This window comes from Demequina mangrovi, assembly GCF_000759715.1.
Taxonomy (GTDB): domain Bacteria; phylum Actinomycetota; class Actinomycetes; order Actinomycetales; family Demequinaceae; genus Demequina; species Demequina mangrovi.
The window spans coordinates 40,317-54,132 of sequence record NZ_BBLU01000004.1 but is presented as its reverse complement, the minus strand read 5'-3'; the positions used below and the strand labels follow the sequence as shown (position 1 = coordinate 54,132).

12 protein-coding genes are annotated in these 13,816 nt (G+C 66.4%); 7 read left to right on the top strand and 5 right to left on the bottom strand.

Annotation, left to right across the window (positions count from 1 at the left end):
* Positions 1–5 precede the first annotated feature (5 nt).
* Positions 6–1,481 (bottom strand): sugar transferase, encoded by a 1,476-nt coding sequence (locus tag TR42_RS04835; protein ID WP_161786621.1) that lies wholly within the window; start codon positions 1,479–1,481, stop codon positions 6–8.
* Between the two features lie 127 nt (positions 1,482–1,608).
* Here TR42_RS04835 and TR42_RS04830 point away from each other — a divergent pair, with 127 nt between their 5' ends.
* Both TR42_RS04830 and TR42_RS04825 read left to right on the top strand, forming a co-directional pair.
* Positions 1,609–2,979 (top strand): tyrosine-protein kinase domain-containing protein, encoded by a 1,371-nt coding sequence (locus TR42_RS04830; RefSeq protein WP_042213578.1) that lies wholly within the window; start codon positions 1,609–1,611, stop codon positions 2,977–2,979.
* A gap of 101 nt (positions 2,980–3,080) precedes the next feature.
* Positions 3,081–3,908, top strand: coding sequence for a sulfotransferase domain-containing protein (locus tag TR42_RS04825; RefSeq protein ID WP_052405604.1), 828 nt, complete (start codon positions 3,081–3,083; stop codon positions 3,906–3,908).
* 9 nt (positions 3,909–3,917) lie between these two features.
* On the opposite strand, the gene TR42_RS04820 is transcribed toward TR42_RS04825, so the two are convergent.
* From TR42_RS04820 to TR42_RS04805, 4 genes are all read right to left on the bottom strand, one after another.
* The gene (locus TR42_RS04820; protein ID WP_042213577.1) at positions 3,918–4,502 is read right to left on the bottom strand and encodes a hypothetical protein; all 585 of its coding nucleotides are present in this window, start codon (positions 4,500–4,502) and stop codon (positions 3,918–3,920) included.
* A gap of 174 nt (positions 4,503–4,676) precedes the next feature.
* Positions 4,677–6,056 carry a lipopolysaccharide biosynthesis protein gene (locus tag TR42_RS04815; protein WP_161786620.1) on the bottom strand — a complete coding sequence of 460 codons (1,380 nt, stop codon included), beginning with the start codon at positions 6,054–6,056 and terminating at the stop codon, positions 4,677–4,679.
* A 228-nt stretch (positions 6,057–6,284) separates the two neighbouring features.
* The gene (locus TR42_RS04810; RefSeq protein ID WP_143058944.1) at positions 6,285–6,848 is read right to left on the bottom strand and encodes a hypothetical protein; all 564 of its coding nucleotides are present in this window, start codon (positions 6,846–6,848) and stop codon (positions 6,285–6,287) included.
* A 1-nt stretch (position 6,849) separates the two neighbouring features.
* Positions 6,850–8,610, bottom strand: a complete 1,761-nt coding sequence (locus TR42_RS04805; protein WP_042213574.1) for a DUF4012 domain-containing protein — start codon at positions 8,608–8,610, stop codon at positions 6,850–6,852.
* 146 nt (positions 8,611–8,756) lie between these two features.
* On the opposite strand from TR42_RS04805, the gene TR42_RS04800 reads away from it, so the two are divergent.
* Genes TR42_RS04800 through cysC form a run of 5 tightly spaced genes read left to right on the top strand, consistent with a single transcriptional unit; the run spans position 8,757 to position 13,722 of the window.
* A complete protein-coding gene (locus tag TR42_RS04800; protein ID WP_280513575.1) occupies positions 8,757–9,512 on the top strand; it encodes a 3'(2'),5'-bisphosphate nucleotidase CysQ in 756 nt (251 codons plus the stop codon).
* Positions 9,512–10,414 carry a sulfate adenylyltransferase subunit CysD gene (gene cysD / locus TR42_RS04795; RefSeq protein WP_042213570.1) on the top strand — a complete coding sequence of 301 codons (903 nt, stop codon included), beginning with the start codon at positions 9,512–9,514 and terminating at the stop codon, positions 10,412–10,414. The genes TR42_RS04800 and cysD overlap by 1 nt, the downstream gene beginning before the upstream one ends.
* Positions 10,414–11,661, top strand: coding sequence for a sulfate adenylyltransferase subunit 1 (locus tag TR42_RS04790; protein ID WP_042213567.1), 1,248 nt, complete (start codon positions 10,414–10,416; stop codon positions 11,659–11,661). The genes cysD and TR42_RS04790 overlap by 1 nt, the downstream gene beginning before the upstream one ends.
* The gene (locus tag TR42_RS04785; RefSeq protein WP_042213565.1) at positions 11,661–12,605 is read left to right on the top strand and encodes a sulfite exporter TauE/SafE family protein; all 945 of its coding nucleotides are present in this window, start codon (positions 11,661–11,663) and stop codon (positions 12,603–12,605) included. Before TR42_RS04790 ends, TR42_RS04785 begins: the two co-directional genes overlap by 1 nt.
* Positions 12,586–13,722 (top strand): adenylyl-sulfate kinase, encoded by a 1,137-nt coding sequence (cysC, locus tag TR42_RS04780; RefSeq protein WP_052405603.1) that lies wholly within the window; start codon positions 12,586–12,588, stop codon positions 13,720–13,722. Before TR42_RS04785 ends, cysC begins: the two co-directional genes overlap by 20 nt.
* The last annotated feature ends 94 nt before the right edge of the window (positions 13,723–13,816 follow it).

The following is a 13,816-nucleotide window of genomic DNA, read 5'->3' as shown; positions in this document are numbered from 1 at the left end:
GTCTCCTAGTAAGCGCCGCGGCCGAAGAAGATCGCGCCGAGGGTGCGGAGCACGATCACGGCGTCCGACGCTAGGCTCCAATTCTCGGTGTAATACAGATCGAGCCGCACAGCCTCGTCCCAGCTCAGGTCCGACCTTCCGCTAACTTGCCACAGGCCTGTCACGCCAGGCTTGACTAGTTGGCGCCGAGACACACGTTCATCCCACTGCTCCACCTCTCGTGGCAGCGGCGGACGCGGGCCAACCATGGACATGTCGCCTTTGAGGACGTTCAACAGCTGAGGGAGCTCGTCGAGCGAAAACCGCCTCAGGACGCGGCCAATCCTTGTGACTCGGGGGTCGTCATGCATCTTGAAGAGCACGCCATTCCCATCGCTCTGACCTGCGAGCAGAGCCAGTCGCTCTTCTGCATCGACGTACATGGACCGGAACTTGTACATGGTGAACAACTGGTGATCTCTTCCCACCCTCACCTGACGGAACAGCGCAGGGCCCGGACTGGAGAGCCGAATGGCGGCTGCAATGACCAGCATGGGTATTCCCCCCACGAACAGGAACGCCAGCGCGCTCGCGCGGTCGAATATCTCCTTCGCGACACGCTGAGATCCCGTGAACTGTGGGGCCTCGACGTGGATCAGCGGGAGGCCTTCGACAGGGGTCATCGACACTCTTGGCCCGGCCACGTCAACCAGGGCTGGGGCGACGATCAGCCCGATGCCCGTGCCTTCGAGCTCCCATCCCAGTTGCCGTGCCTCGCGCAACGACATCGCGTCGCTGCCCGACAACAGGACGTATTCCGCGCCCAGGCTCATCGCGACCTCAGCCGTGTCTTCGAGCGATCCCGCTACGCGCACGCCTTCCAACAGCGGAGTCTTCCGCGCACGAGATCCGCCGGGCACGCACGCGCCGATTACGTTGTACCCGGCCCGCCGATTGCGCTGCAGCCGCCGGATCATCTGCTCGCTCGTGCGCGCCGGACCCGCGACCAAGACTTGGGCCAGCAGGTCGCCCCTGTCCCGTTGCGCGTGTATGAGCTTTCGCCATGCCGCGCGATACACGACCAGCACAACGGCGCCGAGCGGTAGCGCGAATAGGAGATAGCCGCGGCTGATCTGCCACTGGGTAAGAAACCCAACGATCGCGACGATGGCAAATGTCCGCCAGCTGGCGATCAGCACACGCTGGAATTCCTTGGGCCCGTGCCCCAGCACACGAGGCTCGCGAGACCGCGCCCACCCAAGTTGCAGCGCCCAGAGCACCGCCACCGAAACAGATACCTGCCAGTAGGGCGTGGCCGATGGGCCCGCAACGGCTGCAAGGGGGTCCCACCCGAAGCGCGCCGCATGCGCGCCGACCATCACCACGACGATCACGAAGGAGTCGCTCCATGCCAGCCGCCGTTCGATACGACGTGCCCAGCCGCCACGTCCGTACATTGCGTGCGACGAGCCCACGTGCGCGATTTCTTCCCCCTCGGTCACGCGCATCAGGGTACCGGGTGTGACCGAGCGCACTTGCAGTGCCGCAACGAAGTTCACTTAACTGGCCCGCGCGCATGGAACAATTGCGAGCGCGCGGCCTACCCGAGGCCCCGCAGTGAGGAATACCGTGGAACTTCAGGACTACCTTCGCATTCTTCGCAAGAACTGGATTGCAATCGTCGTCCTCACCGTCCTCGGTGGCGGCGCGGGTCTTGCGTACTCCGTCGTCGCCGAGCCGACCTACACAGCGTCGGCGAAGGTCTTCGTTTCCACGTCGAACTCCAGCGATGTCTCCGAGCTGGCACAGGGCAACTCCTTCACGCAGCAGCGCGTCAAGACGTATGCCGACCTCGTCAAGACTTCTGCGGTGCTTCAGCCGGTGATCGACGACCTGGGGCTCAACAGATCTGTCGCCTCAGTGCGAGGGAAGGTCTCCGCAACCGCACCGCAAAGCACGACCGTCATCGATGTGACGGTCACAGACTCCGATCCCGTCTTCTCAGCTTCACTGGCAACCGCTGTCGCGCAACAACTAATTGACACAGTCGAGTCGATCGAGACGACCGACTCCGCGGCGGGCTCACCCGTGCGCCTTACGGTTGTCCAGGAGGCAGAGGTGCCCTCCGTGCCAACTGCTCCGAAGAAGACGCTCAACGTTGCACTCGGGTTTCTCCTGGGCCTCGCGCTGGGCGTCGGCCTCGCAGTGCTGCGTACCACGCTCGACACCCGTGTTCGGAACGAGCGAGACCTGGAGAGGATCACCGACGCACCTGTCCTCGGTGGCATTGTCTTTGACCCGAAAGCCAAGACTCGGCCTTTGATTGTTCACGAAGACGCCATGAGTCCCCGTGCGGAGTCCTTCCGAACCCTGCGTACCAACCTGCAGTTCCTCGACGCAGATCGAAGCGAACGGAGCTTCGTCATCACCTCATCTGTGCCGTCCGAGGGCAAGTCGACCACCGCTGCCAACCTCGCGATCACGCTCGCGGATGCCGGAGCCCGCGTACTGCTCGTCGGAGCTGACCTCCGCAAGCCCAAGATGGCGCAGTACATGAGTGTCGAAGCTGGCGTGGGTCTCACCGACGTTCTGATCGGCAGACTTGAGCTCGCAGATGCAATCCAGCGATGGGGCCGCAGCGACCTTCACCTGCTCCCTGCCGGATCCATTCCCCCGAATCCTTCCGAGCTTCTGGGAAGCTCGTTGATGGAGTCGCTGATCCACAAGCTCGACGGCGAATTCGACGTGGTGCTCTACGACGCGCCGCCCCTCTTGCCGGTGACCGATGCTGCAGTCCTCGCTCGCCTGGTCGGCGGCACCGTCCTGGTGGTCGCGGCCGGAAAAGCTCACGCCCCTCAGGTCGAAAACGCCATCGCGAGCCTGGAGACGGTCGGCGCCCCGCTTTCCGGGGTGGTGCTCACGATGCTCCCGACCAAGGGACCCGATGCGTACGGATATGGACGCTACGGCTACAGCTACGCAGAGAGCGCAACAAAGTAGTCTCACAGGGCGCTCCCTGATATCCCTCGGCCCGAGGACCACCATCACGATCACCTCGAACCGCTGATCGAATACGTCTCGCGGACCAATAGACTCACCACATGATGGAGCGCCAACGCAACCGTTTCAAGTTCTCGCTACGCAGGGCCGATGCGCGTCGGCGGGCGTTGCCTGACTACCTGATCATCGGCGCGCAGAAATCGGGAACGACCTCGCTGAGCGCGTATCTCGACCAACTTTCAGACTACCGCCCAGCGTTCCGCAAGGAAGTTCACTACTTCGACCACAACCATGAACGCAGCGCCTCGTGGTATCGCGCCCACTTCCCGCGGGACGACCGCCCGGGCTCCGACTCCTGGGCCGTCGGAGATGCCACACCCTTCTACCTCGCACACCCTGAGGTGCCTCATCGCGCCGCGTCGCTGATTCCGCGGGCACGCATCATCGCGGTGCTTCGCGATCCAGTCGAACGTGCGTATTCGCACTTCCAGCATTCACGTGCGCGCGGAACCGAGCCGTTGGAGGACTTCGCAACCGCCCTCAGACTCGAGCAAGAACGCACCGCGGGTGCATGGCGGTCACTTCGCAACGGAGCCTTGCGTGCTCCCGCAGCCGAGCATTTCAGCTACGCGGAGCGCGGCTTCTACGCCCGCCAACTGAAGCGGTGGTACGCCGAGTTTCCCGCCGAACAGATCCTTGTCGGCTTCTCCTCGGACCTGTTCGCTGACCCCCGCAGTTTCGTCAGTGCCGCCGCTTCCCATATTGGCCGGCCAATGCGCGCGACTGAATCCGTTGACTTCGCGCCGCGCAACACGCGGGTGTACGACGGCATCGACGAGACTGTGGCCGCGGAACTGCGGGCACTGTATGCCGAAGACTCGGTGGAGTTGCGGACTATGCTCGGCCGTCCATTGCCCTGGGCGGACTAGCACGCACTGCTACTCCGTGAGTGCATGGAGAATCCGGTAGTCCTCGCTGTACCACTCTCGGAGGTGGGCGAGCCCGATTGGGCCAATCGTCGTCCCACCACTCTCGGGGGAGCGATGCGCATCCGTGTCGCCTTGCGGAAGCTTCGTGTCCAACCCGAGAGACGCCGTGAGCTCGGCGAAGTCGGCATCCAACGTCCACTGCTTCAACACAAAGAAGATATCGTCGCCACGTCGCGCAAGATCGTGCTCGCTGCCCAGCCAGTTCGTGACGGGCCTGAAGTGGCCGACTTCCGACATAGCGCGGCGCGCCAACTCACCCGCTACGGTTCCCGGTTCACCGAGAGCAACCGCCAACGCGTTCGCATCGGCAAACGTGCCAAACACCTCAGCTTCGACAGTGGTCCACGGGACGTTGTAGCGTGGGCGTCCCTGGCGCTGCCGGCTGCGGAACGCAGACTCGAATCGCGAAACCGGATCCCGCATCGCGAAGATGACGCGCTCGCCCACCGGGATGTCCATGAGCGTCGTTCGGTGCCCGTGAAGGCGGAGCCTGTAGTCGCCGGCGAACTCCTGTCCCTTGAGTGCTTCGCGCACCGCTGTACCACCTGTCTTCGGCAGATGAAGAAAGTGGACTGCAGGCTTGGCGGAGAGCGCGTGGCGCACCCTGCACGCAGCCTGTCGGACGCGCGTATAACCCCTCAACATATGCGGAGCATAGCGACACAAGGCGGCAGCGCTCCACTACCCTGCGCTTGAGGTCGACACGTGTCAACGTGCCCCAGGCTCAGTCTGGCTCTTCGCGGCGGTAGCGGGATGTTCATTCTCAACCGCCGGATCGCGTTGAGCCCTTCCCACGCGAGCACGGATCTTCGCGCTCTTGCGCCTCGAGAGAAGTCCATAGAGGCCAACACGGAAAGCGCCCATCGCAATCATCGTGGCCGCCATCATGCGAGCATCGAGCATTCCTTCCGCGTGCAAGAGCGCTGAGGCACTCACAAGCACGACGAGACCCGCCACCGACGCAGGCGCAACCATACCGTTCTTCTGTGTCGCGGAGGCGTGAAAGACACGTAGGCGCCACTGATCCTGTATCGCTCGCGCCACGATCATCAGCGCGCCGATTGCGGGGAGGGCCGCGAAGTCGGGCCCAAACACGGGTTCAGCCGCGAACCAGAGGCCAATGGCAGCGACAGTCCCCACTGTCACCGACAACGCCAATCCCGTCCTGCTCGCCCGCTTGAGCGAGACTCGCTCACCACGTCGCACCGCCGCCGCAAAGCGCGCATAGTGCGTCTGGTTGAGCGCCTGAGTCAGTCCACCCGTGGCATTTGCGACAGTGACGGAGACTGCGTAGACACCGACCTCGGCAGGGTGGCTCCACGCAGCCAGCAGGACAACATCGAGGTTCCCGGTGAGCGCTTCAATCACCGTATTAGACCAATGGCGGATGCTGAACGCCCAAGGCGTCGGCGCTGTCGACGCGCTACGCAAGTCCATCACCGCCGTGACAGCCCCCATACCGATCGCGAGCACCTGACCGGCAAGCATGGCGGCGAAGGCCGATGCCACCGTGAGGTGCCCCGTCGCGAACAACAAGATCTGTACGGTTGACGGAAGTACCAAGGTGGCCGATCGGATGACGTTGTGCAGGACATATCGCCCCTGGATCATGGCGATCTCGTCACCCAGTCGACCGTAGCCTGCAAACACCAGTACGAGCGAGGCGATGCGGATAAGCGCGGTCGTCTGCGGGTTGTCGTTGCTCAGGTGCGGCGCAGCGAGCACCGCCGCGACAGCTGCAATGACCCCAAGTCCGCCGATGACAACAAGGCCACTGTTCGACCGCTCGTCCTGCTGTGCGAAGCGAAGTCCCATGCCCCGCGGAAGCCCAAGGAACGCAGCCACGGCGAGCGTGGTGATCACGGCCGTGGCGGACGCCACCATTCCCCGGCCGTCGGCGCCGAGCGTGCGCGCGACCAACGGCGCCGAAAGCAGGCTTGTCGCCACTCCTACGTATGTCACGGCGGCGGTGACACCGGTGTGCTTGAGGTGAGGCGAATTGCGAAGCTGGCGCGCCTTCAGCAGTAGGTTGTGGAACGTAGCGCACTCCTCATGTCTTGCGGGATAAGAGCAACCGGTCAAACGCATCGAGTGATATCCCGCGGCGGAGGCTTGGCCGCAGGCTCGCCGGGAGCACATGAGCCGACCCGTCATCGGTGTACTGACCGTAGTCGACGGTCTTACTTTGTGGGCGGAACGCCGTGCCCACCTGGACCGCGTTGGCCCCGAACATAGGTGGCGCTCGAACGACCCCCGAACGCGATCGGAGGGGATGCGGCAATGCCGCATCCCCTCCGATCAATACGAGCAGTGAGGTCAGACGCTCTGTGCCGAGCGACGACGAGCCGCAATGTAGACGGTCGCGGCGCCTGCGACAAGCAGCGCGCCCGCACCGATGGCGAGGCCCGCATTCTCAAAACCGGTCGTCGAGAGGCTGCCAGAGCCACCCGACGTGGAGGTCGCGACCACGTTCACGGTCGCGGTGTCAACGGCGGTACCGTCGATCACCAAGGTGAAGCCGATGGTGCCGACCTCCGACGGAGCGGTCACATCCCAGGTCACCGAGCCGCTGGTGATGTCCTCGACCGCGGACGAGACGGTGCCGGCGATCACAGCATCCTCGCCGGACGTGGTGGCCTGAAGCACGGCCTCCTCGCCATCGGTGGAGGTGCCGGTGCAGGTGAAGGCGGTCGAGACGGGAACCTCGGTCACCGAGCAGGTGAGGGCGCCCTCAGGCGCCGGGTAGGTCTCTGCGAACGCAGCAGTCGGTGCGAGCACAGCAGCGCCAGCGAGCGCCACGGTCGCGATGGATCGAGCGATCATTTCTATCCTCCCAGGTTCGGCCCCCCAGACGCGGCGCCGGTGAACAATCTCGATCATGCTAACAGTCGTCGGAGAATTCGTCCGCCCCCTTGATGTAAACATCAGGTTTCGGGCCAGGGGTCTCGATCACCGACGGCGGGGTCAAGCCCTCCTCGCTCGCCGCAATCTCGAATCGTAGAGTGGTGCTCTGCCCCGGCGTAAGCGATATGCGCGCCGTCGCCACCCCGCGTCGCTCGTACATTTCGGCGCCAATCTCGCCGGGCTCACCGTCACGTGAGAATTGCGCCACACCGGCGCCCACGGGAGGGAAAACCATGACATTCGCGTGGAACTCGCCGGCCGGAACATAGACGTCGCCACCGCTGACGTACCACGGGAGATCCGCCACATCACCGTCGAAGGCATGCGTGTACGTGATCTCGACCGTCTGGCCGTCGAGCGTTCCGTCGGTGCACAGGCGGTTGGTGACGGTGGTCTCGCTGTCGATGTACCAGCCGATCTTGGAACCGGAGCCGTCGTTGATGAAGATGCCCAGCGCATCCTCGCGCTCAAGGAACGCCCCGGCGATCTGGGTGGTGGCGAGCAGGTCCTGCTCGGCGTCATCGCGCGACCACACCATGAAGCGTCCCTTCTTGATCGCACGCTCCACCCCCTCGAGTGCGGTGCCCTCACCACTGGCGATGCGGCCAAAGAGCTCGGCAGCGGCCTCGGCGAAGAACGCGTCCTGATCCTTCGGCTCCGGGAACTCCAGGTACGATTCCTTCAGCATCACCCTCGCAAGGTTCTTGCTCGTGATGGTGAACGGACCGATCTCGACCGCCGGCGCCCCTTGGAGCATCCAGCCCAGGGCAACGGGATCGACAGAGATCACGCCGTCGACGTCCTCGCCGAACTCGTTCGCCCAGAAGCGCGTCATCATCTCCGCGGCTCTCGGGTACTCGGGCGTGAAGTTCACGTCCTGCGGAAAGACCTCCATGCGCCGGGTGAAGATTCGCTCCTCCTCCTCGGTGAGTCCTCCCACCCCGTCGCGGTCGGTCATGCTTCCGCCTGGCACGTAGGTGACCATCGCGATGCGGCCCTCGTCGACGGTCATCTTGATCACGGCACCGGGGATGCCCCCCGTCGCGCGCGGCTCCGCGTTGTTCTGCACCATCACCAGGTAGGTGCGCTGACCTTCGCCGCCGAGCATCGCGGGCAGCAGCTCCGTCGCCACGTAGCCCCCCTGAGCGAGGTCGCGCACCTCACCGAGCTGCTGCTCCAGGTCCATGATCGGTTCGCTGATCCAATCGACTGTCCCCGCGAGATCGATCGCCGCAATCGCGGCCGTCTGGGTCGCGAGCGTCGCGGCCGCCTGGGACACCGGCTCGCGATAGGGCTCGAGGACGTACGGATCGATCCGGCCGTCCTCGAAGCCGGGCACGGCGAGCGCGTCGAGCTCGCCCATCTGGACCAGGGGGGCGAGTGCATCCGACGCGATCGTCTCGACGGCGGACCCGGCAGCCATCAGGGGACGCGCCTGGTTGCTCAGCCACGGAGTGTGTGCGGCGATCCACCACACGGGGCCGTCCGTGGCAGCGGCGAACTTCTGCGCCGACTCGTCGAGCGCCGCGACCTCGACCGCAAGCGCGCTGACATCGCGTTCGTCCAGGGCCTCACGTGCGCCCGCTGCGTGCTCGGTCAGTGAGTTCTTCGCAGAGAGCAGCGTCAGCGCGTCGACAGCCAGGAGCACGCCGACGCAGACAAAGGCGGCGGCCAGAGCAACAGCGACCCAGCGCAGGATGTGTCGCCGCTCGGGCCGGGAACCGCTGTGACGTGCCATTTATCGAGCCTCGGAGATGACGATGAGCATGGCTCATGACAATAGCGGCGGTGACAAACTGCGCCTTCGCGGCACAATCGACTCCCCGTTGTTTTCCTGTCACATCGCCTTGGTAGGGTGCGCGACAACTCCGAAGGGACGTACGAGTGACATTGAGCGATGCAGAGCTGGGCACCATGCTGGCTCGGGCCGCCGGCGAGGAACTGCTGCGGGTGCGGTGGGAGTCGGGGCTCGAGGGCAAGGAGCTGGGCAAGGCGGGCGACGCCGCGGCGCAGTCCGTCCTCGCCGCGCTCCTGGCCGAGCATCGTCCGGACGATGCGGTGCTGAGCGAGGAGGCGAAGGACTCCCCCGCGCGGCTCATCGCCTCGCGCGTGTGGATCATCGACCCGCTCGATGGCACGCGGGAGTTCTCCGAGGGGCGCGCGGATTGGGCGGTGCACGTCGCGCTGTGGGAGTCCGGCGATCTGACGCTCGGCGCGGTCGCGATCCCGGACGAGGAACTGGTCCTCAACTCCGCCGAGGTGGCTCCCGCTCCCGAGCGCACCGACGGTGCGCCGTTGCGCCTTGCCGTGTCGCGCTCGCGCCCGCCCGCCATCACCGAGCCGGTGCGCGCCGCACTCGATGCCGAGCTGGTGCCCATGGGATCCGCAGGCGTGAAGATCTCCGCCGTCGCGCGCGGCCAGGTCGACGCCTACGTCCACGCGGGCGGCCAGTACGAATGGGACTCCGCGGCGCCCATCGCCGTGGCACGCGCAGCAGGGCTGCACACCTCCCGCATCGATGGTTCGCCGCTCCTCTACAATGACGCGGACCCGTACCTGCCCGACCTGGTGGTGTGCCGTCCGGACCTGGCGCCGCGGATCCTTGCGGCGATCGCTGAGAACACCGACGGAGACTCGTGATGACCGCACCCTCGTTCAGCCAGCTCGACGCGCTGGAGGCTGAGGCGATCCACATCGTGCGCGAGGTGGTCGCGCAGATGGAGCGCCCCGCGCTGCTGTTCTCGGGCGGCAAGGACTCGATCGTGCTGCTGCACATCGCGCTCAAGGCCTTCGCGCCCGCGAAGGTGCCGATGCCGCTGGTCCACGTCGACACGGGCCACAACTTCCCCGAGGTCATCGAGTACCGCGACCGCGTCGTCGAGGAGCACGGCCTCAACCTGGTGGTGGGGTCGGTCCAGGAGGCGATCGAGCGCGGCTTCGTGCGGGAGGAGCCCAACGGTTCGCGTAACCGCATCCAGACGCCGGTGCTGCTCGACACGATCGAGAAGAACCGTTTCGACGCGTGCATGGGCGGCGCCCGCCGCGACGAGGAGAAGGCCCGCGCGAAGGAGCGCGTGTTCTCCTTCCGCGACGAGTTCGGCCAGTGGGACCCGCGCAACCAGCGTCCCGAGCTGTGGTCGCTCTACAACGGCCGGGTCCACCAGGGCGAGTCGATCCGCGTGTTCCCGCTGTCCAACTGGACCGAGCTGGACATCTGGGACTACATCCGTTCCCGCGAGATCGCCGTGCCGTCCATCTACATGGCCCACGAGCGCGACGTCTTCCACCGCAACGGCATGTGGATGGCCGCGAACGAGTTCTGCACCCCGCGCGAGGACGAGATGATCGAGCGCCGCACGGTCCGGTACCGCACGGTCGGCGACGCGACCCTCACAGCCGCAGTGCTGTCCGAGGCGGACACCGTGGAGAAGATCATCGACGAGACCGCGTCGACGCGGCTGACCGAGCGCGGTGCCACCCGCGGCGACGACCGAGTGTCCGAGGCCGCGATGGAGGACCGCAAGAAGGAAGGGTACTTCTGATGGATCTTCTCCGTTTCGCGACCGCAGGATCGGTCGACGACGGCAAGTCCACCCTCATCGGGCGCCTGCTCTACGACAGCAAGTCGATCTTCGAGGACCAGCTCGAGTCCGTCGAGGCCGCTTCGCAGGCCCGCGGCACCGAGTACACCGACCTCGCGCTGCTGACCGACGGTCTGCGCGCCGAGCGTGAGCAGGGCATCACGATCGACGTGGCCTACCGCTACTTCGCGACGCCCAAGCGCAAGTTCATCATCGCGGACACGCCGGGCCATCAGCAGTACACGCGCAACATGGTGACCGGCGCCTCGACCGCGGACCTTGCGATCATCCTGGTGGACGCCCGCAAGGGCCTGTCCGAGCAGTCGCGCCGCCACGCGACCATCGCCTCGCTGCTGCGGGTGCCGCACGTGGTGCTCGCCGTCAACAAGATGGACCTGGTCGGATGGTCCGAGGACGTGTACAACGCGATCTACAAGGAGTTCACCGAGTTCGCCGCGAAGCTCGACATCCCGGACCTCACCGCGATCCCGATGTCCGCGCTCCTGGGCGACAACGTGGTCGATCGTTCGATCAACACGCCCTGGTACGGCGGCACGTCGCTCATGCATCATCTCGAGCACGTCCACATCGCCTCCGACCGCAATCTGCAGGACGTGCGCTTCCCGGTCCAGTACGTGATCCGGCCCCAGCACTCCGAGGCGCGCGACTACCGCGGCTTCGCCGGGCAGGTGTCCTCGGGCATCCTCAAGGTCGGCGACGAGGTGATGGCGCTTCCGAGCGGCATGACGTCGACCATCGCGGCGATCGACGGCCCCAGCGGACCGCTCGAGAGCGCGCTGCCGCCGATGTCGGTGACCATCCGCCTCGAGGACGAGATCGACATCTCCCGCGGCGACATCCTGTGCCGGGCGGGGAACCACCCCGAGCCGACCCAGGACCTCGACGCCACCCTCTGCTGGATGGACTCCGACGCGCTGACCCCGGGGCGCAAGCTCGGGCTCCTGCACACCACGCGCATGGCGCGCGCGCTCGTCAAGGACATCGCGTACGAGCTCGACGTCAACACGCTGCACCGGAACCCGGAGGCCACCGAGCTCGGGCTGAACTCGATCGGTCGCGTGAAGCTCCGGGTCACCACCCCGCTCCTGATCGACGACTACGCGGACAACCGGTCCACCGGTGCGTTCATCCTGATCGACGAGGCGACCAACCGCACGGTGGGCGCAGGAGTGGTGCGCGAGCACTGATGGACCTCGGCCTGCTCGCGATCGCCGCCGCCATCGGCGTGGTCGTGGGCCTGACCGGCATGGGCGGGGGCGCCCTCATGACGCCCGCGCTCGTGCTGTTCTTCAACATCCCCCCGGTGACGGCGGTGTCCTCGGACGTCGTCGCGTCCGCCGCGATGAAGCCGTTCGGCTCATGGGTCCACATGCGCAACGGGACCGTCAACTGGAAGCTCGTGAGGCTGCTGGTCTACGGCTCCGTGCCGGCCGCCTTCGGCGGCGTGCTCCTCCAGCACTGGATCGGTCCCGGGCCCGAGGTCGAAGCCTTCACCAAGAAGGCGCTCGGCGTCGTGCTCGTCATCGCGTCGCTCGGGCTGTTCACGCGGGCGTACCTGCGCCTGCGCGAGCGTGCCCGCAACCGCGACGGCTCGGCGGCGCCCCTCCCGCTCGAACGGCCCGATGTGACCCCGCGCGTGGTTCCCACCATCGTGGTCGGCGTGATCGGCGGCTTCATGGTGGGGCTCACGTCGGTCGGTTCCGGTTCGCTCATCATCATCGCGCTGATGGCGCTGTACCCGACGCTGAAGGCCTCGCAGCTGGTGGGCACCGATCTCGCGCAGGCCGTGCCCCTGGTGTTCGCGGCTGCGCTCGCCCATCTGCTCTTCGGGGAGGTCGACTGGTCGGTGACCCTGCCGATCATCGTCGGCTCCATCCCGGGCACCTACCTGGGTGCGCAGCTGTCCTCACGCATCGGCGGGGGGCTCGTGCGCCGCTCGCTCGCGATCGTGCTCATGATCGCCGGCCTCAAGCTGCTCGGAGTCTCCAACACGTGGACCCTGGTCGCGCTCGCCGGCGCGATCGTCGGCGGCACGCTCACCTGGGCGGTCCTCCGCCGCTCGCTCGGATTCAGCTTCTTCACCTGGCAGGAAAGAAGGGCCCACGCAGGTCATGCAGAGCCAACTCACTGACACGCAGGTCCGCCTGACGCGCCTCCAGCTGAACGAGCTCGAGCTCATGAGGCACGGCGTCTACGGCAGCGACCTGGCCTACGCCCTGCCGCGTGAGGACGCCCGCGTCGCCACGCTCCGCGTCCAGGGCCTCATCGACGCCGAGCGCATCGAGCTGCTCGACACCGAGGCCACGCCGATCGCGGAGGTCCGGATCACCGGGCGCGAGGTCGCAGGCGACGCGACGTGGATCGCGGGAGCGGTGACCGTGGTGCGCGAACCGGCCGCCGCGCCGCACGCGGACCTCCGGCTCCGGTCCGGTAGCGCGACCAGCGCGGTCCCGGCGACCCTCATCATCGGCCGCGTGCGAGCGGACGCTCCCCATGATCGCCCGCTGCTGCTGGTCGACGAGGGCGACCCTGAGCTGCTGTCCGCGTCGGTCAAGAAGGCCCGAGCGATCGGTGCGGACGTCAGCGTCCTGCCCGGGCCCGCGGCCGACCACCTCGACGAGGAGGCGCGGGAGACGCTCCTGCACGCCCTCGCCACAGACCTGCTCGGGTATGGGCCGGCCGTGCTGCACGGCACCGATCAGCCGGGCGTGGGCACCGTCGTCCTGTTCACCGGACTCTCGGGGTCCGGCAAGTCGACCATCGCGCGGTTGGTGACGCGCTACCTGCGCACGCACGGCACCCAGAAGGTCACCCTTCTGGACGGGGACGAGGTGCGCGCCATGCTCTCGTCCGGGCTCGGCTTCTCGCGCGCCGACCGCGAGCTCAACGTGCGCCGCATCGGATGGGCAGGCACCCTCGTCTCGAGCTATGGCGGCATCGCGGTGGCCGCTCCCATCGCCCCCTATGCCTCGATGCGGGCGGAAGTGCGCCAGATGGCCGAGCGCGTGGGCCGGTTCGTGCTGGTGCACGTCGCCACTCCGCTCGAGGTCTGCGAGGCACGCGACCGCAAGGGGCTCTACGCCAAGGCGCGCGCCGGCGAGATCAAGGAGTTCACCGGCATCTCCGACCCGTACGAGACCCCCAAGGATGCGGACATCGTGGTCGGCCTCGCCGGCGAGACGCCGGACGTGGCCGCCGAGCGCGTCGCCACGATGCTGCTCGGCACCGCTGACCACTACGTCATCTAGGCGGTCGGCGGCCGTCCTTGTGCTCTGAGGGGCCGTGCCTTCTCGAACCGACCACCCCCCATTTCGTAAATGGGATAAAAGGACTATAGTCCCC

Excerpts from the sequence above, each read along its gene's own strand:
- TR42_RS04790 (WP_042213567.1), top strand. The coding sequence starts at position 10,414 with ATGGATCTTCTCCGTTTCGCGACCGCAGGATCGGTCGACGACGGCAAG.
- cysD (WP_042213570.1), top strand. The coding sequence starts at position 9,512 with ATGACCGCACCCTCGTTCAGCCAGCTCGACGCGCTGGAGGCTGAGGCG.
- TR42_RS04810 (WP_143058944.1), bottom strand. The coding sequence starts at position 6,848 with ATGATCGAGATTGTTCACCGGCGCCGCGTCTGGGGGGCCGAACCTGGG.
- cysC (WP_052405603.1), top strand. The coding sequence starts at position 12,586 with ATGCAGAGCCAACTCACTGACACGCAGGTCCGCCTGACGCGCCTCCAG.
- TR42_RS04825 (WP_052405604.1), top strand. The coding sequence starts at position 3,081 with ATGATGGAGCGCCAACGCAACCGTTTCAAGTTCTCGCTACGCAGGGCC.
- TR42_RS04805 (WP_042213574.1), bottom strand. The coding sequence starts at position 8,610 with ATGGCACGTCACAGCGGTTCCCGGCCCGAGCGGCGACACATCCTGCGC.
- TR42_RS04815 (WP_161786620.1), bottom strand. The coding sequence starts at position 6,056 with ATGCGTTTGACCGGTTGCTCTTATCCCGCAAGACATGAGGAGTGCGCT.
- TR42_RS04785 (WP_042213565.1), top strand. The coding sequence starts at position 11,661 with ATGGACCTCGGCCTGCTCGCGATCGCCGCCGCCATCGGCGTGGTCGTG.